This is a genomic window from Pseudomonas sp. PSPC3-2, assembly GCF_049897085.1.
Taxonomy (GTDB): domain Bacteria; phylum Pseudomonadota; class Gammaproteobacteria; order Pseudomonadales; family Pseudomonadaceae; genus Aquipseudomonas; species Aquipseudomonas paraveronii.
Genome location: NZ_JAFCVO010000010.1, coordinates 191,872 through 212,095, shown reverse-complemented (window position 1 = coordinate 212,095; position 20,224 = coordinate 191,872). Strand labels below are relative to the sequence as shown.

Annotated in this window: 22 protein-coding genes and 4 pseudogenes; 19 read left to right on the top strand and 7 right to left on the bottom strand. The window is 55.8% G+C overall.

Annotated elements, in window-relative coordinates:
- Positions 1–3: 3 nt before the first annotated feature.
- Genes ACP7CJ_RS18455 through ACP7CJ_RS18435 form a run of 5 tightly spaced genes read left to right on the top strand, consistent with a single transcriptional unit; the run spans position 4 to position 4,568 of the window.
- On the top strand, positions 4–798 hold the full coding sequence (locus ACP7CJ_RS18455) for an ABC transporter permease (protein ID WP_276197725.1): 795 nt from the start codon (positions 4–6) through the stop codon (positions 796–798).
- Positions 798–1,088 carry a (2Fe-2S)-binding protein gene (locus ACP7CJ_RS18450; protein WP_046383765.1) on the top strand — a complete coding sequence of 97 codons (291 nt, stop codon included), beginning with the start codon at positions 798–800 and terminating at the stop codon, positions 1,086–1,088. Before ACP7CJ_RS18455 ends, ACP7CJ_RS18450 begins: the two co-directional genes overlap by 1 nt.
- The gene (locus ACP7CJ_RS18445; RefSeq protein WP_276197724.1) at positions 1,085–2,428 is read left to right on the top strand and encodes an NAD(P)/FAD-dependent oxidoreductase; all 1,344 of its coding nucleotides are present in this window, start codon (positions 1,085–1,087) and stop codon (positions 2,426–2,428) included. Before ACP7CJ_RS18450 ends, ACP7CJ_RS18445 begins: the two co-directional genes overlap by 4 nt.
- Positions 2,425–3,522 carry an NAD(P)/FAD-dependent oxidoreductase gene (locus ACP7CJ_RS18440; protein WP_426100970.1) on the top strand — a complete coding sequence of 366 codons (1,098 nt, stop codon included), beginning with the start codon at positions 2,425–2,427 and terminating at the stop codon, positions 3,520–3,522. The genes ACP7CJ_RS18445 and ACP7CJ_RS18440 overlap by 4 nt, the downstream gene beginning before the upstream one ends.
- Positions 3,523–3,536: 14 nt before the next feature.
- Entirely contained in the window at positions 3,537–4,568 is a 1,032-nt protein-coding gene (locus ACP7CJ_RS18435; protein ID WP_276197722.1) for an ABC transporter substrate-binding protein, read from the top strand.
- 138 nt (positions 4,569–4,706) lie between these two features.
- Here the strand turns inward: ACP7CJ_RS18435 and ACP7CJ_RS18430 are convergent, their stop codons facing one another.
- The 4 genes and pseudogenes from ACP7CJ_RS18430 to ACP7CJ_RS18415 form a co-directional block, all read right to left on the bottom strand.
- Positions 4,707–4,892, bottom strand: a complete 186-nt coding sequence (locus tag ACP7CJ_RS18430) for a hypothetical protein (protein WP_426100968.1) — start codon at positions 4,890–4,892, stop codon at positions 4,707–4,709.
- Positions 4,893–4,964: 72 nt separating this feature from the next.
- Positions 4,965–5,078: pseudogene (locus tag ACP7CJ_RS18425) on the bottom strand (NAD synthetase); the annotation flags it as partial.
- A gap of 59 nt (positions 5,079–5,137) precedes the next feature.
- A complete protein-coding gene (locus tag ACP7CJ_RS18420; RefSeq protein ID WP_276197932.1) occupies positions 5,138–6,508 on the bottom strand; it encodes a heavy metal sensor histidine kinase in 1,371 nt (456 codons plus the stop codon).
- Positions 6,505–7,176 carry a heavy metal response regulator transcription factor gene (locus ACP7CJ_RS18415; protein WP_247397599.1) on the bottom strand — a complete coding sequence of 224 codons (672 nt, stop codon included), beginning with the start codon at positions 7,174–7,176 and terminating at the stop codon, positions 6,505–6,507. Before ACP7CJ_RS18415 ends, ACP7CJ_RS18420 begins: the two co-directional genes overlap by 4 nt.
- A 146-nt stretch (positions 7,177–7,322) precedes the next feature.
- On the opposite strand from ACP7CJ_RS18415, the gene ACP7CJ_RS18410 reads away from it, so the two are divergent.
- Together ACP7CJ_RS18410 and uraH are read left to right on the top strand one after the other, a co-directional pair.
- Positions 7,323–7,826 (top strand): GlcG/HbpS family heme-binding protein, encoded by a 504-nt coding sequence (locus ACP7CJ_RS18410; RefSeq protein WP_247397597.1) that lies wholly within the window; start codon positions 7,323–7,325, stop codon positions 7,824–7,826.
- A 10-nt stretch (positions 7,827–7,836) separates the two neighbouring features.
- On the top strand, positions 7,837–8,247 hold the full coding sequence (gene uraH / locus ACP7CJ_RS18405; RefSeq protein WP_247397592.1) for a hydroxyisourate hydrolase: 411 nt from the start codon (positions 7,837–7,839) through the stop codon (positions 8,245–8,247).
- 198 nt (positions 8,248–8,445) lie between these two features.
- On the opposite strand, the gene ACP7CJ_RS18400 is transcribed toward uraH, so the two are convergent.
- Positions 8,446–9,387: an aromatic alcohol reductase gene (locus tag ACP7CJ_RS18400; protein WP_247397591.1), complete on the bottom strand. Its 942-nt coding sequence runs from the start codon at positions 9,385–9,387 to the stop codon at positions 8,446–8,448.
- 97 nt (positions 9,388–9,484) lie between these two features.
- Here ACP7CJ_RS18400 and ACP7CJ_RS18395 point away from each other — a divergent pair, with 97 nt between their 5' ends.
- The 11 genes and pseudogenes from ACP7CJ_RS18395 (at position 9,485) to ACP7CJ_RS18345 (ending at position 18,213) form a co-directional block, all read left to right on the top strand.
- Positions 9,485–9,943, top strand: a complete 459-nt coding sequence (locus ACP7CJ_RS18395) for a winged helix-turn-helix transcriptional regulator (protein WP_426100966.1) — start codon at positions 9,485–9,487, stop codon at positions 9,941–9,943.
- Between the two features lie 289 nt (positions 9,944–10,232).
- Positions 10,233–10,529: an ArsR/SmtB family transcription factor gene (locus ACP7CJ_RS18390; RefSeq protein WP_247397610.1), complete on the top strand. Its 297-nt coding sequence runs from the start codon at positions 10,233–10,235 to the stop codon at positions 10,527–10,529.
- 55 nt (positions 10,530–10,584) lie between these two features.
- On the top strand, positions 10,585–11,595 hold the full coding sequence (locus ACP7CJ_RS18385; protein WP_247397586.1) for a zinc-dependent alcohol dehydrogenase family protein: 1,011 nt from the start codon (positions 10,585–10,587) through the stop codon (positions 11,593–11,595).
- 691 nt (positions 11,596–12,286) lie between these two features.
- Positions 12,287–12,751: a thiol-disulfide oxidoreductase DCC family protein gene (locus ACP7CJ_RS18380; RefSeq protein ID WP_247397584.1), complete on the top strand. Its 465-nt coding sequence runs from the start codon at positions 12,287–12,289 to the stop codon at positions 12,749–12,751.
- Positions 12,752–12,906: 155 nt separating this feature from the next.
- Positions 12,907–13,467, top strand: coding sequence for a GTP cyclohydrolase I FolE (gene folE, locus ACP7CJ_RS18375; RefSeq protein WP_426100964.1), 561 nt, complete (start codon positions 12,907–12,909; stop codon positions 13,465–13,467).
- Positions 13,468–13,503: 36 nt separating this feature from the next.
- Positions 13,504–14,214 (top strand): SDR family oxidoreductase, encoded by a 711-nt coding sequence (locus tag ACP7CJ_RS18370; protein ID WP_276197719.1) that lies wholly within the window; start codon positions 13,504–13,506, stop codon positions 14,212–14,214.
- A gap of 645 nt (positions 14,215–14,859) precedes the next feature.
- Positions 14,860–15,762 (top strand): annotated as a pseudogene (locus ACP7CJ_RS18365) (hypothetical protein); the annotation flags it as partial.
- Positions 15,763–15,804: 42 nt separating this feature from the next.
- The gene (locus ACP7CJ_RS18360) at positions 15,805–16,620 is read left to right on the top strand and encodes a methyl-accepting chemotaxis protein (protein WP_426101016.1); all 816 of its coding nucleotides are present in this window, start codon (positions 15,805–15,807) and stop codon (positions 16,618–16,620) included.
- A pseudogene (locus tag ACP7CJ_RS18355) lies at positions 16,619–16,755 on the top strand (short-chain dehydrogenase); the annotation flags it as partial. The gene ACP7CJ_RS18360 and the pseudogene ACP7CJ_RS18355, both read left to right, overlap by 2 nt.
- A 209-nt stretch (positions 16,756–16,964) precedes the next feature.
- Positions 16,965–17,204 carry a hypothetical protein gene (locus tag ACP7CJ_RS18350; protein ID WP_247397580.1) on the top strand — a complete coding sequence of 80 codons (240 nt, stop codon included), beginning with the start codon at positions 16,965–16,967 and terminating at the stop codon, positions 17,202–17,204.
- A 226-nt stretch (positions 17,205–17,430) separates the two neighbouring features.
- On the top strand, positions 17,431–18,213 hold the full coding sequence (locus tag ACP7CJ_RS18345; protein ID WP_426100962.1) for a hypothetical protein: 783 nt from the start codon (positions 17,431–17,433) through the stop codon (positions 18,211–18,213).
- Positions 18,214–18,498: 285 nt separating this feature from the next.
- Here ACP7CJ_RS18345 and ACP7CJ_RS18340 read toward each other — a convergent pair whose 3' ends face one another.
- Positions 18,499–19,176: a glutathione S-transferase family protein gene (locus ACP7CJ_RS18340; protein ID WP_247397576.1), complete on the bottom strand. Its 678-nt coding sequence runs from the start codon at positions 19,174–19,176 to the stop codon at positions 18,499–18,501.
- A complete protein-coding gene (locus ACP7CJ_RS18335; protein WP_276197716.1) occupies positions 19,173–19,808 on the bottom strand; it encodes a TetR/AcrR family transcriptional regulator in 636 nt (211 codons plus the stop codon). The genes ACP7CJ_RS18340 and ACP7CJ_RS18335 overlap by 4 nt, the downstream gene beginning before the upstream one ends.
- Positions 19,809–19,989: 181 nt before the next feature.
- Here ACP7CJ_RS18335 and ACP7CJ_RS18330 point away from each other — a divergent pair.
- A pseudogene (locus tag ACP7CJ_RS18330) lies at positions 19,990–20,193 on the top strand (molybdopterin-dependent oxidoreductase); the annotation flags it as partial.
- Positions 20,194–20,224 lie beyond the last annotated feature (31 nt).

Below are 20,224 nucleotides of genomic sequence, written 5' to 3'. Positions count from 1 at the left end.
CGCATGTCCAGAAACGGTCCTTTGGCCCTTGGCTTCCACGGCCTGGTGGTGGTGTTCATGATGGCGCCGCTGGTGGTGGTGTGCCTGGTGGCCTTCACCCCGGAAAACACCTTGAGCCTGCCCACTTCAGGCTTCTCCCTGCGCTGGTTTCGTGCGGTGTTCGAGCGTGCCGACTTTATCCAGGCGTTCTATAACAGCCTGATCCTGGCATTCACCGCCGCGACCCTGGCGACGCTGATTGCAGTGCCGGCGGCGCTGGCGATCAGCCGTTATGCGTTCCCTGGGCGCAACTTCTTCAGTGCGTTGTTCCTGTCGCCGATCATCATCCCGCACCTGGTGTTGGGAGTGGCGATGCTGCGGTTGTTCGCCTTGATGGGCGTCAACGGCAGCTTCACCTGGCTGATGCTGGCGCACGTGGTGATCATCACGCCCTATGTGCTGCGCCTGGTATTGGCGGCAGCGATCGGGGTTGATCGCAGCGCCGAGCAGGCAGCCGAATCCCTCGGCGCCGGACGCTTCACGCTGTTTCGTCTGGTGACGTTGCCGATGATCCTGCCCGGCGTGGCCGGCGGCTGGTTGTTGGCCTTCATCAACAGTTTCGACGAAGTGACCTTGTCGATCTTCGTCAGCTCGCCGGCCACGCAAACCTTGCCGGTGCGCATGTACGTGTACGCCACCGAATCCATCGACCCGATGATGGCGGCAGTGTCGGCACTGGTGATTGCCCTCACGGCGGCGGCCATGATTGTGCTCGACCGGGTCTACGGCCTGGATCGTGTGCTGGTGGGGAAACACTGATGGCCTTGTTCAAACGATTGACCGAAACCGCACGCCCGGCCCTGGCGTTTACCCTCGACGGGCAACCGGCCACAGGCTTGCTCGGCGACACCCTGCTGACCGCGGTACTGACGTGCGCCGAGCACCTGCGCGGCAGCGATTTCAGTGCCGAACGCCGCGCCGGGTTTTGCTTGATGGGCGCCTGCCAGGACTGCTGGGTGCGCCTGGCGGACGGACAACGCGTGCGCGCCTGTTCGACCCTGCTGGAAGAAGGCCAGGCGATCAGCCGCGACCCGGGGCGCCAGTTATGAAGCCGGTGGTGATTGTGGGCGCAGGCCCGGCGGGGATCAGTGCGGCGCGCACCCTGCTCGACCACGGCGTAACGCCTTGCCTGGTGGACGAAAGCCTGCGCGGCGGCGGGCAGATCTATCGCCGCCAACCCCCGGGCTTCCAACGGACCGCCAAGCAGATATACGGATTTGAGGCGAACAAGGCCGAGGCCGTGCATCGCACCCTGGATGAACTGGCGCGCCTGATCGACTACCGGCCCGAAACCCTGGTGTGGAATGCCGAGGACGGGCGCCTGGACCTGTTGAACAACGGTCACGCAGCAAGCGTCGAGTATTCGCGGATCATCGTCGCCACGGGCGCCACCGACCGTATCCTGCCGGTGCCGGGCTGGACCTTGCCCGGTGTCTACAGCCTAGGCGCGGCGCAAATCGCCTTGAAGTACCAAGGTTGCGCCATCGGCGAACGCGTGGCGTTTTGTGGCAGCGGGCCGTTGCTGTACCTGGTGGCGTATCAATACGCCAAGGCCGGCGCCAAGGTGGTCGCCGTGCTCGACAGCGCGCCGTTAAGCGCCCAATGCCGCGCCTTGCCGGCGCTGCTCGGGCAACCGGCGACCTTGGCCAAGGGCTTGTATTACCGCGCATGGCTCACCGCCCATGGCGTTCCCGTGCATCAGGGCGTGACGCTGCAGCAGATCGACGGTGAACAACGGGTCAGCGGCCTACGTTGGCGCAAGCACACCCTGGCCTGCGACGCCGTGGCCTTCGCCCATGCGCTGCGCAGCGAGACGCAGTTGGCGGACCTGCTCGGTTGTGAATTTGCCTGGAATGCCTTGAACCGTGCGTGGCTGCCGCAACGGGACCGCGCCGGGCGCAGCAGCGTCGACGGTGTGTACCTGGCGGGCGACGGTGCAGGGATCATGGGGGCCGATGCCGCGCAGATGGCCGGTGAGCGGGCGGCGCTGGCGGTGCTGGAGGATGCGGGGGTCGCGATCGATCATCGGCGCCCCGCCCTGCTTGAGCGGCAATTGGCGCGTATCCAGCGCTTTCGCCAGGGCTTGGAGACTGCGTTTCCCTTCCCGCAAGACTGGGCGGCGCAGGCGCCGGACGACTTGATGCTGTGTCGCTGTGAAGAAGTCAGGGTGGGCGATATACGCACCGTGGTGGATGAAGGGCATTGGGAAATCAATCGGGTCAAGGCCCATTGCCGGGTCGGCATGGGCCGCTGCCAGGGCCGCATGTGCGGGTTGGCGGCGGCAGAAATCGTCGCCGAGCGCAGTGGTCGCGCGATTGAAAACGTCGGGCGTTTGCGCGGCCAGGCCCCGATCAAGCCGCTGCCGTTTGGCGTGCAGGTGCAGCCATGATCGACGTCATCGTCCTGGGCGGCGGGATTGTCGGTGCGTCGGCGGCCTTGATGCTGGCGCACAAAGGTCAGCGTGTGGCCTTGGTGGAACGGGACTTCTGCGGCTCGCACTCGAGTGGCGTGAACTATGGCGGCGTGCGGCGCCAGGGACGCCCGTTGCATCAGTTGCCGTTGTCGCAGCGCGCCCATCAGTTATGGGCCGACCTGCCAGGTTTGATCGGTATCGACGGCGAATACGTGCGCTCCGGGCATTTGAAACTGGCGCGCAGTCATGCGGATTTTGCCGCGTTGCAGGCGTATGCCGAACACACGCGGGGCTTTGGCCTGGGCTTGCAGTTGCTCGATCACGCCAAACTGCGCGCACGTTTTCCGTGGGTCGGGGATATCGCAGTGGGTGCTTCGTTATGCCCCGAAGACGGCCATGCCAACCCGCGCCTGGTATCCCCCGCCTTCGCCAGTGCCGCGCAACGCCTTGGCGCGAGTGTCTACGAACAAGCCGAGGTGATCCGCATCGAACATGACAGCCAGCGGTTCCAGGTGGACTGCGCCAATGGCCTGCACCTGCAGGCGCCATGGCTGCTGAACTGCGCCGGCGCCTGGGCAGGGACAGTCGCTGCGCAATTCGGCGAGCCCGTCCCCATGACGTCTGCGCACCCGGCAATGCTGGTCACCGAGCCGCTGCCCATAGTGATGAACGTCAGCACCGGCGTCGAAGGCGGCGGAATTTATGCGCGCCAGGTGGCCCGGGGCAATTGCATCCTCGGCGGTGGTCGCGGTTTTGCCCTTGGCCCCCGGCAGGCGCGGCCCGGGCACGCGGCGGTGCTGGAGATCCTGCGCAATGCCGGCGAGCTGTACCCGTTTCTCAAGGGGGCCCAGGCGATTCGCACCTGGAGCGGCACCGAAGGTTACCTACCCGATCATGAACCGGTGATCGGCCCCAGCAGCACCCAACCTGGCCTGCTCCACGGTTTCGGCTTTGCCGGCGCCGGGTTCCAGCTCGGTCCCGCGGTCGGCGAAGCCCTGGCAGAGATCGTCTGCACAGGGGCCAGCCGGCAACCCATCGAAGCGTTTTCCATCCGTCGTTTCCAAGCCTGAGAGGAAAAACATCCATGAATACTCGTATTGCGCTGTCCTGCTTGTCCCTCGCTCTGCTCGCCTCCACCGCCCAGGCGGCGCCGACGCTGTACCTGGGCATGAACGGCGGCACCATGGAACGGGTCTACGCCGACAAGGTGCTGCCCGCGTTCGAGAAGGCCAATAACGTCAAGGTGGTGATCGTGCCCGGCACTTCGTCGGACATCCTCGCCAAGGTCCAGGCCAACAAAGACAACCCGCAGATGCACGTGATGTTCCTCGACGACGGCATCATGTACCGCGCCATCTCCATGGGCCTGTGCGAAAAACTGGCGCCCAGCCCGCCCCTGGAGCAGATCCCGGCCAAGGCGAAAATCAAGGACGAAGCCGTGGCCGTGACCCTCGGCGTCACCGGCCTGGGCTACAACGCCAGGATGTTCAAAGAGAAAGGCTGGGCCGCACCGACCTCGTGGATGGACCTGGCCGACCCGCGCTTCAAGGACAAAGTGGTATTCCAGTCCCTGGCCTCCTCCACCTTCGGCCTGCACGGTTTCCTGATGTTCAACCGTATCCAGGGCGGCTCTGAGACCAACGTAGACCCAGGCTTCAAGGCCTGGCCAAAAACCGTCGGCCCCAACGTACTGGAATACATCGCCAGCTCGGCGAAAATTTCCGAGATGGTGCAAACCGACGAAGCCGCGATCTTCCCCCTCACCCCGACCCAGGTCGCCACGCAGAAACTGCTCGGCGTGCCGATGGAATACGCGCAACCCAAGGAAGGCGCCGTGGTGTTGAACGTCGCCGAATGCGTGATCGCGCGTAACGATCAACCGGAACTGGCGCAGAAACTCGCGGCCTTCCTGCTCACCGCCGAAGCCCAGGCGCCGGCGCTGGAGGAAGGTGACCAGATCCCGTCGAACCCGACCACGCCGACCAGCGACAAGACCCGCGCGCGAGTGGAGGCGATGCAGGGTTATTTGCAGACGGCGATTTCGATTGATTGGGACCAGGTGAACCAGGCGCGGCCGGAGTGGAATGCGCGGTGGAGTCGGTCGATTGAGCGGTAGGCAGCGATAACGGCTCGCGCCCACGCGTTTGCGTGGGTGCGATTACTACCTTGCCCTGCAAGCATTGAGTTTGCGTTACTTTGAGTGTTTTTCGTAGAACGCGACCACGACCGCCCTCTGGGCTCGAATCTCGCTAAGCTACTGCCGCATCTCTCGATGGCGGGGAGTATTGAACAGAAGCAACCCCAGGAGCGGAAACGCGATACCCAGCGCATAAGCCAACGTATGGGGACTGAATGGAATCGTCGGGATCACCAGCATCAGGCAAAAAGCGAAATAGCCCACCATAAATCCAGCGGCCCATCGACGGCCACGCGCAATCATGAAGTTTCCAAACACTAGAAAAGCTGTCAACGAAAGCAGGCCCCAACCAGACACTTCGGTTTGCAGCGGTCAGCCCCCCAAGACATCCTTTAACTGAGTCAAGGTGGCATGACGGATTGGGTGGGCACTATAGCTTTTAGGCAATGCCCCTGCTCGCTGCCACAATTTGAGTAATTTTGCAGTCAGTCAGTGCGTGAGGGCGGATTAGATTGGGTAAGCCGGCGCAGTCATTTAAGGAAAACTATTCAAACGTTTCGAATAGGAAACTCCAAGCGAAAGCTAGTTCCTAATTGACTGCTATCTACGGTCACTCGACCGCCATGCAGCTGCAGAATTGAGCGAACGATTGCTAACCCCAGGCCACCGGAATCATCCGGCTGATTGCGTGAGGGGTCGCAACGGTAGAAGCGATCAAACAGTCGAGGAAGGTGTTCCGCTGAAATCGGCTGGCCTTGGTTGTGCACAGTAACTTCAATACTGTCCGCCAACACCACACTGCTAATAGTCACTGCCGTAGCGGGAGCCCCATAACGCAGTGCGTTGGCGAGCAGGTTAGCCAATGCTCGACGGATCAAGGCCGGATCAGCACGCAACTGATCATGGGCTTGATTGATTAGCGTGACATCGCGTTCTTGCGCCACGCCTTCAAAATACTCACACAGTTGCTCTACTAGATCGTGCAGGTTGATGAGCTCATCACTTACAGATGCATGCGACTGCTCGGTACGCGCGAGGAACAGCATGCTGTCGATCATTCGCGCTAGACGCTCATATTCTTCCTGATTGGAAACCAGCAGGTTCTGATAGTCCTCGATTGAACGACCATGCCTCAGGGATTGCTGGGTATGCCCCATCAGGTTAGTGAGCGGGGTACGCATCTCATGGGCGAGATCCTCTGAGAATCGTGATAGCTGGGCGAACCCCTCTTCGAGGCGTGCAAGCATGTTATTAAGCGCCTGGCTGAGCGCTTGTAGTTCACTCAGATCGTTGAACTCATCCAGCCGCAGATGCAGATGGTGTACATCAATTGCGGCAGCGCGCTTCGCCAGCAGGCGCACAGGTCGTAAGCCTCGCTGACTGACCCACCAGCCGAGCACAAAAGCCAGCAGCGCGCCGACTGACATCGCGAGCCAGAGCTTGAGTCGGTAAGCCCTGAGCATCTGCTCGCGCTCACTCAACAACTTGCCAGCAATCAGGGTCAAGCCGCGATCACCCTGCATGACATGCTGCCAAGCAAGCCGCACTGACACTGAAGAGTGGCCGTCACCGAGCTGAGCCTGGGCTGCGGCAGGTAACTGGGGCAAGCGCATGCTTACGGGGTTGATTTCGATCAGCACCTGGCCAGTGTCATCGACAATCCACAGCAGGTTGTCGCGATTGCCCAGCATGTTTTCGTAAAGTTTGGGCCGATTTCGTAGTTGCTCGATGCTGTCACTGTCGTTGATCAACGCCTGCATGCGATCCAGGCGCCCGAGTAGGGCCTGGTCATCGCGCCACGCGATTTCTCGCTGTAACGACTGATAAAGATAAAAACCAATGGAGCCCAGCAGCAGCGCACTGACCAACGCGAACATAACCGCCAGGCGCAAGCTCAGGGCACGCGGAAACAGTTTCAGGATTGCACCTCAAGCATGTAGCCGATGCCACGTACTGTGTGTATCAACTTTAGTGGGTAAGGATCGTCAACCTTGGCGCGCAGTCGCCGAATGGCGACATCGACCACATTGGTATCACTGTCAAAGTTCATCTGCCAGATCTGCGAAGCAATCGAGGAGCGCGACAGCACCTCCCCTTCCCGACTGACTAACAGGTGCAACAGGGCAAACTCCTTGTTGGTCAGGGTCAGGCGTTCACCCTGACGCGTGACCTTACGCCGCAACAGATCCACGCTCAGGTCTGCAACCAAGAACTGCTCGACCTCACGGGGAGGCCCCCTGCGCAGCAGGGTACGTACACGGGCCAACAACTCGGCATAGGAAAAAGGTTTGACCAGGTAATCATCGGCCCCTGACTCAAGCCCTTTGACCCGATCCTCCACAGAGTCCCTGGCGGTAAGAAAAAGCACCGGCGTTTGCCACTTGCGCCGAATAATCTGAAGCAATTGCCATCCGTCCAGGCCCGGCAGCATGACGTCCAGAATGATCAAGTCGAACTCACTTTCCTGCGCCAGGTACTGGCCCTCCAGGCCATCCAAGGCAACCTCAACCACGTAGCCCGATTCAGTCAGGGCTTTGTGGAGGTAATCCGCTGTTTTCGTTTCATCTTCGACGACCAGGATACGCATCTTTTCCTCCAAAACTGGAGCATAGGCTAGCGCGCCTGACCGTTTTGGCACATTACATCTTGGTAATCATGAGGCAATCATTCTGACGGAGTGCACCGGTCATCATGTGTGGCTATGACTCAGCCAGACAAAATAAAGGAAAAAGCATGCGTATAAGCCTACCGACTTCATTGCTGACGTCACTCGCAATGAGCTCCGCGCTCGCCGTCGCATCACCGGATCAAGTTGTGCAGCGCAACGACGTGTCATTGGCAATGGCCAATGACTTGCTAAATGCCGCGCGGGCAGCGTGTCATGCCGATGGCCGTACAAGTGTTGCTGCAATTGTCGACCGTGGAGGCAATTTAGTCGCCCTGCAGCGCGACGATAACGTTGGCCCACACAACACATTAGCAGCCCAACGTAAGGCCTATACCGCCCTATCGACCAAGACGCCAACACGACTATTGGCAGAGCGTGCTCGCAGTACACCCGATGCTGAAAACCTCAACACCCTGAATGAGCTATTGCTGCTGGGCGGCGGAGTGCCGCTGTTGTTTGAAGGCCAAGTCATTGGCGCTATCGGAGTGGCCGGTGCAGGTGGGGCAGCATTCGATGAAGGGTGCGCATTAGTCGCTATCAACAAAATTTTACCTGCCGTTAAAAACTAAGGACATCATCATGACTGTATTAAAAGCTCTCTTCGCTGGCGTTGTATTGAGTGTCGTATCGTCACTGGCATTAGCGGCAGGAAACCCGCTCAGTGTGCATGTACTCAACTTACAAGATGGTTTGCCGTCTCCGGGTGTCAATGTCACGTTGGAAAAACAGGACGGCAAGAGCTGGAACATGCTCAACAGCGCAGCGACAAACGAGCAAGGTCGTATTCCCGGGCTGTACCCCAATGGTCAAGCCCTGGAAAAAGGCACCTACCGTGTCACCTTCAAAACCGGTGAGTGGTTCAACGCTCACAAAATCTCAAGTTTCTTTCCGGAGGTACCGGTCATTTTTGAGGTAGACGGCACCCTTGCGCACTACCACATCCCATTACTGCTCAGCCCCTACGGTTTCTCTACCTACAGAGGGAATTGAGCGTCTACCAGACAAAGAGACAAGGCCGCCCCTCATCGCATCGGCGGCATTTTTGTGCACGCCCCACTTTGCTGAGAATAACCGGTTGGGGACTCCCCCCGAACGTTAACGCCTTCGCATAGCACCCACTATCGGGCCAAGGTGCTTCTGAGCAGGTAAATCATGGGCGCGAGAACGTTCGGCTACCTGCTTTTGCGTTCAATTGTCTGTAAGGTATTTCCGAGCCCACTGCTCAGCGGTGGTGACTTGAATCGACTGCTGCTCGTTGAAAGTGACAGCTTTAGGCCACGCCACGCCTCGACCTTGTGCGAACACAGCGCGGTACTTTTTGATGTGATGAGTCGGGTCTTTCTCCAATTCCTGGATTAGGTACGGAACAGTCCACACGTTACGTTTGAATGGGCGTCCCAGAACACGTTCAAGGATGCTCGCAACCTGCCCATACGTCACAGTGTCGCCAGAAAGGTAGACGATTTGATTGCGGAATCGAGGTTCAAAGAAAACGACTTCCGCTGTCAGAGTACCGATGTCGTCTGGTGTCGTGAGCGTCACGCTGTTTTCAAGACTGCCTAGGGCGTTCACTGCGTCGTTTTCGAAGTCCACTACCTCAAATACAGGCTCGAAAAGGAAACTGGTGAACATACCCGTCGAGATGATTACCCATTCAGTTTTGTTTTGGGCACGAAGCAACTCGCGCACATCGAGCTGAGCATCGAATAGATCCTGGGGACTGCCCCGACCGATCACCTCAAAATCGACGCCAAACTGCCATGGGAAGTAGCGCTTCACGCCGGACTTGAGAGCTGCTGTCGCCAACTTCATCGGGGTTTCTCGACCCGCGACCATGCCTGCGCAGCCTATTACCGTATCGAACCGTGCGAACACTTCAGCAAGCTGATCGATTGAATCATTCACTAGGTCTGCGGCGACCATTTGAATGCCCAGACTACGGAGCTCATCGATTTCTACCTTTTTCTCAGGCACCTGAGTGTTGATGGTCGAATCCCTGAGCAGGACGCTGATTGTGGAGCCGGGTATACGCTTTGCCACCTGCGCAAGATTGCGTAAAACCGGAAGGCCAAGTTCACCGGCGCCTAGAACGAGAATTGATTGTGGGGAAAGCGGGGTCACTTTGGTCATGATTTCTCCTGAGACCGGTTGCCTGTAAGATAAGCGAATGCTTGCACGATTCAGCAGCGCTCGTAAGAAGGCACACGTGTGATACCAGGGGGGAGAAATGACCGATCATGAAACTCTTAGCCAAGCAGAAGCTATCTGCCAAACGCTTAGAGAAGATGATGATGGAGTCAGGCGGGAAGTCCTCGCTCACGCAGGTAGCCGCTGGTCATTGGGCATCCTGCATGCCTTGGGTGTGTACGGTAAGATGCGCCATGCCGAGATAAAAAGGCAGATGGCTGGTGTGACTCAGCGAATGTTGACGAAGACGCTACGCTCCATGGAGCGTGATGGCCTACTGATTCGGCGGGAATTCGGTGAAATTCCGCCCCGCGTCGAGTACGAACTGACGCCGCTGGGCATGGGGCTGTTGATCCGTATGTCCCCTATCTGGACGTGGGTAGTCGAAAATGCCGAGGATTTCCGCAAGGCACGTCGCATTTTCGACAGTCAGGATGGCAAAAAACCTTCATGGCAAATCCCCTCGTCGATTCCAGTAGATCCAAAAGCGCTTGAGTAATCTTTAGCGTTGCAAGTAACGTCCTTAGGCTAAATCGGGCTAAGCGTCCGTCCAACTCAGTAACTCGACGTGTATCAGGCAGAGCCTATAAAGTCGCTCGCGATCCGGAGCGCCTGCTCATTGAGAAGCGCGCCGAGGTACTTTCAGCGGCAGTCTATCCGCTGACAGATGATGATTGGGCTATGTACGTCGACCAAAGACTGCTGGAGGCGAGCTACTCAGCAGTAAATCCGCTGGCCATATAGATTATTTATTGAACATTTTGCAAAAACCCGTAACATCGCCCACCATGATACTCGAACAGCTCAAAGCCTTAGGCAATGACACTCGCATGCAAATGATGGAGTGGCTCAAAGACCCACTCAGTAATTTCCCACCTCAGGATCATGACGATCCTGCGATAGGAGTGTGCGTAACCCATTTGCAGCACAAGGCCGGCCTTTCACCTTCGACCGCGTCTGCACACTTAGCTATCTTGCAACGTGCAGGCTTCGTGCTAACCACCCGCATCGGAAAATGGACTTACTATCGGCGCAACGAGCAGGCGATTGCTGATTTTGCGGCTAGACTGACAATCGAACTATAATTTCTAACATTTCATTTCGTTATTTCGCGTAATTAGAAAACGCAAGGAATCCCCTATGAGCACTAAAACTATCTTCGTCCAACCCGGTGGCGGTTATGAAAAGGTTGTGGTTGGCAGTAGCGAAGTCCGGGCCGCAGCGCGCGGCGAAATCACCGTGCGCCTTCACGCCAACTCGCTCAACTACCACGACTTCGCGGTGGTCAGCGGTATGTGGGGGCCTAGCGAAAAACGCATCCCCATGGCCGATGGTGCAGGTGAAGTCATTGCTGTCGGCGAAGATGTCACTGAATTTAAGGTGGGTGACTCGGTTGTTAGCACATTCTTCCCTGAGTGGATCAACGGTGCGCCACTGGTTGAGGGCTTTGTTAGCGTGCCAGGTGATGGCATTGACGGCTACGCTCGTGAGCAAGTGACGGCCAAAGCCACATCGTTCACCCTCGCGCCTACCGGATACAGCCATGCTGAAGCGTCGACGCTCACCACTGCAGGCCTTACTGCATGGCGCGCCCTGATGGCCGATGACTCACTCAAGCCGGGCGACACTGTGCTCGTCCAAGGCACTGGTGGCGTTTCAATTTTCGCTCTGCAGTTCGCTAAAATGGCGGGTGCTACCGTCATTGCTACTTCTTCAAGCGACGAAAAACTTGAACGTCTGAAAGGGCTAGGCGCTGATCATGTGATCAATTACCGCAAAGACCTTAACTGGGGTGAAACTGCACGCGCTCTAACGGGCGGCCGTGGTGTTGATCACATCATAGAAGTCGGCGGCCCTGCGACTCTTGAGCAATCGATGATTGCAACTCGGGTTGCTGGTCACATCTCCATCATCGGGATACTGAGTGGCGTAAGCGGTGCAATGAATTTTGTACCCGCACTGATCAAGCAAGTGCGTCTGCAGGGTGTATTGGTGGGCAGCCGCAGCCAGCAGCAAGACATGATCCGAGCCATCAATGCTAATGGTATGCGTCCGATTATTGATCGTCATTTCCCTTTGAGCGAGATTGTCGAAGCGTTCAAGTATCAGGAAACCAACAAGCATTTCGGCAAAATTTGTCTGGATATCTAAGCGCGCATTACTGAGCATGAGAAGACCTTAAGGTTCGCCATGTGATTAGCTCTTCACGGCTTGCAAGGTTCGTCATTCAGACCTCAATGTAGGAAAAACCCATCCACAATAGTTGCCTCTCACTGTTCATGACGGCGTATGCGACCTCTGCAACCGTCCTGTCTTGAAAGCAATGCGCTAACCGGACTTTCTCCTGATCGCGGCAGATGTCAAAACCACCTAGAGAGGCTTCAGGGTGGAGCGTAGTGATTGATCGGTAGGATTGCATGCTGACTTGCATAGGTCGGCCACCACCCTTGTACTCAATCGAGCACCTTGTATAACTTTTTGCAAGGTGTTCTCAAAAAACGGACTGGGCTATTTGCAAAGTGTCTAGAGAATCCTGGGCGATTCAAGCTGCATCACACCTTTGGACTCGCTCACGTCTTAGTGATGAATTCAGTCCTGCGCCGCAAGCATTAACGTGCCTGACCAATTCTATAACGCCCCGCTTTTCCAAGAATAATGGGGGTGCCCACGATAACGGGAACGCCTTCGAGCACCTTGCCGTCACGAACCTGGATATGAACAGACAGGCGATCCGTTCACGAAACCGGGCGTCAGAGCGCATAGCACGGCAAAAGAACATTGCTCATTGTCAGTCCGTTTCTTTCAGCATATCTTGTACACGACCTATACAAGAGCATGCTCAATGTACAACAAAATGAAGTGGCCACTGACGCTGTACTTTGACGGTGAATGCCCTCTGTGTGCGCGCGAAATCAAGCTCCTGCGCGGACATGCAGTAAAGGATCGACTGCTTTTTGTGGACATCAGCAGCGGTGTATTCGACGCCAATGCACTCGGGTTCACGTTCGAGCAGATGCAGTCCTCGCTGCACGCCCGTTTCGCTGATGGACGCTGGGTAACGGGCCTGGATGCCACACTGTGGAGCTGGCGAGCCGCCGGCTTGGGCTTTTGGGCAACGCCACTGACGTGGAGTTTATTCCGCCCGCTGCTTGAATTCGGTTATCGCCTTTTCTGCCACTTACGCCCCCATTTGGCGTGGTTACCTCACCCAGATAGTGGCCGTCGCTGTCTCGATAACCGTTGCGAGGTGCCGGCGTCCAAACCCGCATCGGACGACCAGTCCACGTTGAAAACAAAGCAGACCTAGAAAGCTCCAATTTGTAATGGGCCCGGCGAAGAGCCTGGGTCATAGCTGATCTGGCGAACCCTGTGTCATCTGCGTCAGATCGTGCGCAGCAGATAGTCTCCTACTGCCAAGGATTGGCCGACACATAAAGCGCAGCAAGGCTTCGAGGAATCAAGATGAACCCATCATTAGCAGAGCATTACCGTGAAATTCTCGTCGGCGTAGGCGAAAACCCTGAGCGTGAAGGACTGCTGGATACACCCAAGCGCGCAGCCAAAGCAATGCAGTACCTGTGCAACGGCTACGCAATGAGTCTCGATGATGTGATCAATGGCGCATTGTTCGAATCACAAAACGATGAAATGGTCATAGTGCGCGACATCGAACTGTATTCATTGTGTGAGCATCACATGCTGCCTTTCATCGGTAAGGCTCATGTCGCGTACATCCCCACAAGAAGGGTACTGGGCCTGTCGAAGGTCGCCCGAGTGGTGGATATGTTCGCCCGTCGCTTACAGATCCAGGAAAATCTTACAAAGCAAATTGCCGACGCCATACAGAAAATTACCCATGCGGCTGGCGTGGCAGTAGTCATTGAAGCTAAGCACATGTGCATGATGATGCGAGGCGTGGAGAAGCAAAACTCGGTGATGACCTCTTCGGTGATGCTGGGAGCTTTTCGCGAGTCGTCCGCTTCGCGTCACGAATTTCTGCAACTGATAGGGCGAATGGGTTAATACCGAAAAATCGCGCCAGACTGTGGGTGAGGCTAAATGAACAGTTCCTTCAAGATGAACTCCCTTGGCGAGGGCTACCGTGCCTTGGTGATTGGCGCCAGTGGCGCGCTTGGCTCGGCTTTTTGTGAGTTACTCAATCAGGATCCACAGTGTGCGTATGTTCGTCAGTTGGGGCGCAACAGTGTTCCACACCTCGATCTGGAGGATGCCGACAGTATCGCCAGGGCGGCCTCCGAATTAGCTCAAGAAGCCCCGTACCAGTTAATTTTGCATGCTGCCGGTCTGCTCCATCGCGACGAAATCAAACCTGAAAAAAGTTACTCCGCTATTGAGGCGGATACGCTCCAGGCGATATTCCAAGTCAACACAATCGGGCCTGCGCTGGTTTTGCGTCACTTTCTGCCCTTGCTTGATCCTCGTGGCGCGATGGCGATGCTCTCTGCCAAGGTGGGTAGTATCGGCGATAACCGCTTGGGCGGTTGGTATGCCTATCGCGCCTCCAAGGCAGCACTAAATATGCTGATTAAAACGGCGGCCATCGAACTGGCAAGAACGCGACCTCAGAGCCGCCTGCTGAGCCTTCACCCAGGTACAGTTGTTTCAGCACTGTCGCAACCCTTTCGTGGCGCCTCTGCCGCCAGGCCGGCAAACGTGGCCGCCTGTGAATTACTATCACTGATCGACCAATTAGAGCCTGCCGACAGCGGCAATTTCTTTGCCTATAACGGAGAACGCCTTCCTTGGTAGGCAGCGAGTTAACCTTGAATCGTAGGCGTTGACTGAAAGGGTATCGAATGGGGAAGTACGCGAGTTGGAGCAGCTGTCGCTAGAGGGCGATTTTTATCTGGCACGAGTCAGTCTCTATCACGACCTGTTCACTTTGCTGGACGTTGTAGCCTATCCACCTTCGCACCATCAATCATGGTATCGCAGATGCCCGGTGCCAGAGGTAAGGATTAGTCCCTGAAAGCTCCTGATGTTTACGACTAAACCTAGTGTACGTCGAAGTTCTTTTTGAACCCGCGAAGGTTCATCATGAAAAGGCAAACCTGCCCACAATATATTGCTCAGGCTAAAGCATTCAAATCCTGTCATCCGCCTTGCTGGTCGTTGAGACCCGATAAGCCAGGCAGCGAGCACCATCACCAACATCGCAGGCCATTGAATCCATTCTAGATAAGCTAAGCTTTTCACCCCATTCAAAATGGCGATTTACGCAGTTTCAATGACGGTTCGCGTTTCGGCCTGAAAATGAGTAAGATCGCACAATATTTGCTCAACCAAAAGGGAGCCATTTTATTTAATTATGTAAGACATGTTGGACGGACGCTTATACCGCTGGCACGGTATCTTTCTTTGGTAAACTCATAATTACCAAGCCGTTTTTTGTTGATGCTCTTAGAGAGGAGTCGGCAACAGTTAGATACGCTGCATATCCAGCGCGACGTCTTGACCAAGTCATACGCCGATTACAGTGCAGGCAATTTCTTGAACGTGCGCTTCAGACGCAAACGCGTGAGCCACGCTATTATTTCCTTTACAATATTGGAGAACTCGGTGACGTTAAGTATTTCTCGTTTGATGGCTTTCTGTGCAGCAGGCTTGGTCGCAACTGCCGTTGGTTTGACCCTATTAATGCACACCCAAATTAATGAACTCGATGGCATGGAGCTCAATAGCGAACGGTTAGGGATCGCTCTTGAATCGACCCAAAAATTGCGCTACGACAGCGCACAAATCCAACAGTTTTACACTGACGCTAGCCTAACCCAAGACCAAGAACCCATAGGCGATGCACAGAAATATTACAACGCATCGCTTCAGTTGCTCGATGAACTAACACCTATGGTTCCGAGCCTCTCCAGCAATATTCAGGCTTTGCGCACTCCACTTGAGCAGCTTAACAGCACCGGAAAGCTCATGGTGCAGGCCTATGCCCGTGATAAAGTTGATGGTGATAAAGTCATGGAAGACTTTGACCTGCGTTCAGCGAAAGTTATTTCCGACTTTGCTGCTTTTAGTGAGCCGCTGGATAAGCTATATCGTCAGCAGCTAATTGACAGCAAGGCTGAGCGCACAATGATTCGAACCACCAACCTCATCGCCTGGGGCACGGTCTTGGTCATTATGCTGGGGGCGTTGTGGTTAATTGCCAATCGAGTACTACCCCCCATGTACTCTTTGAGTAAGGCTCTGAGCGCGTTGAATGATGGCAGTGGCGACCTGAGCCGCACTATCAAATCGAATCGAGACGACGAAATTGGTCAGGTTATCGAACTGTTCAATGCATTCCTTGGAAGCCTACGCCTCAAAATCACCACAGTTGCAGATGTTTCAATGGGGCTGGAGCGCTCCGCCGAACAATTGCTGAGTGATGCTGACGCGTCTCAGCGCAGTGCTACAGATCTTCAAGTCGAGGTGGAACAAGTTGCGGCGGCGGCTAATCAGATGGCTACCAACGTGCAGGGCGTTGCTACAAACGCCCAAGCCAGCGCGGCTCAAACTCAAGATGCCGACAAGCAGGCACAAGCGGCGATTACCGTCGTCAATAAAACCATCATCGATATTCGCGCCCTTGCAGATGAGGTGGGTCGTGCTGCGATTGTGATTTGCGATCTAGAAGGCCATTCACGCGAGATAGGTGGGGTACTGGAGGTGATTCGTACTATTGCCGAACAAACCAATTTATTGGCTCTCAACGCAGCCATTGAAGCCGCTCGTGCAGGCGAGCAAGGTCGTGGTTTTGCCGTAGTGGCTGACGAAGTGCGTACGCTCGCTAGCCGAACACAAAAGTCTACGCAAGAGATAAATGGCATGATCGACCGCCTCCAAAACGCTTCGAAGCAAGCCGTAGAAGTAATGGACGATAGCCGTGTCTTCGCAGAGCGAGGCGTGCAGCAGGCGATTAGCGCTGGCGAGGCGCTGCAACGCATCAGCGGACTAGTGTCTTCTGTATCAGACATGAGCCTACAGATAGCTCAAGCTGCAAATGAGCAGGCCATGGTTACCGATGAAATTAATCGACGAATCAGCAGTGTCTCGGTCGTCGCGAACACCACTGTAGCGCTAGCCGAAAGCACTCTTAAGCGCGGACGCGAAAGCGGCGGAGACGCCGAGCGCTTATTGGAAATCGTGCATCAGTTCAAATTCTAACCTTAAAACGGCCGCCTTCGAACTGGCACGAACGCGGCCTCAGATCCGCTTGTTGAGTCTTCATCCCGGCACCGCTATTTCGTGCCTGCCGCCCCCCCCTTTCGCGGTGCCTCTGAAGCCAGACCGGCAAGCATTGGTAAGTATTGTCCTCAGATTCGACTATTTGCATCTGTCGGGAATAAACGCCGGTATCGTCGAGGAGTGCTCTGAGAGCCTCCCTCTTGCTGGCTTCCCGATCAGCCACACAGTTATCGTACTCCACGCTTTTAGCCGGCCCCGCATCCAGGCATGGGTCGCGCTCGACCGGCGGGGGCGAATTGGATTTGGAGCTGGAGCAGCCAGCGATGAGTACGCTTGATAGCGCCAACAACCAGAGCTGGTTATGGACGCCCATCTGGCTGCGCCCCAAGCCCAAAGGCTTTGGGCCGGAGAATTCGCAGTCTTGGTGTTGTCTGCAAAGCTTTGCTGTGACGTACCGCACGCCATGGCCAGACTCCATCAAAGGGCGCTCGGATTTTTCAGCGACCATCGGTGTTTTTCCTTCAACTCGCGACCTCGTCCTGAAGACCGGTCTTGCCAACTAAATGCTAAGTGCCCGCGCAAGGCGCAATGGCTCATTCGTGGCGCCAATTCTGCCAGAGGGCTTCAGTGGTCGCGATGAATAGACACACCGCCAGATTCCGGGTTTTCGTAGAACTTAACTTAGCGAGCCTTCCGAGTATCAGTACCGGCTATTGCCATGTTCTAGATCTTTCTGGGAATGTATGCGCAGCCATATCCACCCAAACGCGACGCACACAAGGAATATCTATGAATCAGGTTGCTGAAAGGTACTTTGGCGTATGGAAGCGGAGTCTGATCCAGTACCGCTCAGGGCGTTCGGACAGCGAAACAGCCGTGTACTGGCTACAAACACCGCGACTGTTTGCAGACCTAAGAATCCCCTCGATTTCACTTCCAAGTCTGGCGCTCGAAGACCTCAGCCACTCTCAACAACTGGCATTGTGTGAACAGCAAGGTTTCGCCGGGGTGACCCAAGTAGACGAAGACATTTGCCAATGGCATCGCAAATTGGACTACCAGCCGGTCAATGACGAGGAAGACATTGGACGCATGCACTTTGAAACCAGTGAGCGCCTAGTAGAGACGGCTCTGGATGAGAGTTACTACGAAATATGGGAACGTTTACCCGACTCACTCGGCTCTTGTCGAGGTCAATGGTTGAAAGCGGTGGACGAGCCGTCGCACCAGGGCTGCCTGCTATTGGCCGGAGACTATTTTATTTTCGCCGCCAGTCGTCCCACACCGATAACACCGGGGACTCATTTGCGCGAACAATTCGGCGAACCCGAAAACTCATTTAACCCAGCCTCCCTTTTAGCCTGCGAACTGTCTTTTGGTAGGCATAACGCGGGAGAAACTCCATGGAAAATAGAGTGTTCGACGCTCCCCGCCAAAACAGGCCAATTCCTACTGCCGTCGTCAGTGGATCCGTTTGCTCCGGCTATTTTTGCTAACGAAACCGTCATGTCTTCACTCGGCACATACAGTCCAGCTGGAGGTTGGCGCTGTGCGCCTGATCCACAATGGTGACCGCCTAATGCTGACATCACACTTGAGGTTGGCTTGCCAGACTGGTTTGTAGGTAGCACTTAGGAGCACCACTTGAGCGGCTGTTAAAGGCGCTGTGCATAGGAAAAAGCCGCCCGGTGCGGGCCCCTTATAGGGGCCCGCAGCCTTGAACCGAGCAAATTGCTCCACTTTTACCAATGCTCACTGGAGCAATGACGTGCGGAAGCCCGGATACGTAAAAGAACATTAAATCTCGACCCAATAGCGGGGAGTCCATTCATGCAAGTCGATCATGATCTGGCGCGCCTACTGACTAATCTGAGGAAACATTGCCTTACGCGCGTCAGCATCCATCTCGGTCTTGTAACTGTGGCGGGTCTTCAGTTCTTCGGTTCGCTGTGCTGCCGGTCGAGCATTGATGCCATCAAGGAGCCGTTTTACGTTTGGAAGTTTTACCCAAGCGTCATCACCTAGGATGAAAGGTACCGCGCGCGCCCAACCCCATACGGCCATATCCACCAGCGTGTACTCACTTCCGAGCATGTAAGGCTGTTTGGCCAGGTGCTCGTTGATGATCGTCCAGTGACGCCAGGCTTCGAAGGTGTAGCGGGTAACGGCGTAGTCTTTTGGCTCGGGTGCGAAGTGCTTAAAGTGAACAGCCTGTCCAGAGTAAGGGCCGATACCGGTCGCGACGAACATGAGCCAGGAATACATCTCACCTCGAGCCTTGAGATTGTCAGCAGGCAGGAACATACCTGTTTTTTCGGCTAGATAGAGCAGTATGGCGTTGCTGTCGAATACCACGTTGTCACCATCAACCAGAGCCGGTGTTTTGGCATTTGGATTGATCTTAAGAAACGCCGGATCGTGCTGTTCACCCTTGCGCGTATCAACAGGGATGAGTTCGTACTCAAGGCCTGACTCCTCCAAGAAAAGCGCAACCTTGGCGGGGTTAGGAGACGGGTGATAGTAGAGCTTGATCATATTGACTCCGTGCAGTGGTTTTCAGTGAACATCGCTAACGCCAAGGGAGGAAGCCCAAGGCTTTTGATTGCAATACTAATGGCGTCTGTTACCCACGCGGGATCGGGATTAACCCGTGCCAAAACTCGAATACCCAGCAACACACTGAGCAAATGATGCGCCCCCTGCTTCACATCAATCTCGACGGAATCGACAGATTGCATGCGGAAGGTTTGCAGGCGGCCTTCAAAAAAACTGCGAATGGACTCGAACTCTTCTGCGACGGCCTGTCGCAAATCCGTGTCTTCTGCATTTGCTTCGAGGGCAGAATTCACCAGCAGACACCCACGATGAAAAGGATCGTTCAGTGTGCGATTCAACACCTCTGCGAAGAACCCAGTTATGGCCATTCCAGCGTTTGGCAGAGCTTCAAGGCGCCGAATTCGATCACGCACACTGCACTCTAGATAGTGCACGAGGGCGCGACGGTAAAGACTACGTTTGTCGCCAAACGCGTTGTAAAGGCTTGGCTGATTGAGCCCGGTGCGATTGACGAGGTCTCGGGTCGAGGTGGCCTCGTAGCCTTGCGTCCAGAACGCTTCAGCGACGGCTGTTAAAACAGTCGACTCATCGAATGTACGGGGACGGGCCATGGTTTTCGCACGCATTAGAGAACTGTTGTTGACCATAGCACATGTTTTGTATCGCTCACCACAAAACAAATTTCACATCCCAGAACCTCACTGACCAGTGATGCGCACGGAAGAACTATCGAATGGAAGAGCAACAACTGGTCAATTTTTGATATCGACTCGCTCCCTTGCACATCCAGTCACGGCAGTGCATGCGCAAACGCTACTGACGCTGACCTACGACGGTGCCGTACTGCCCCGTGAATATGGCTTCCCAATGAAACTGCGCATGACCACCAAGCTTGGTTATAAGAACCCAAAGCACATTCAAGCGATTTTCGTCACCAATACCTATCCGGGTGATTACTGGGGAGACCTGGGCTACAACTGGTTCGGTGGTAGCTGACGCCCATGGCAACCCCATTGCGCAGCCCGGG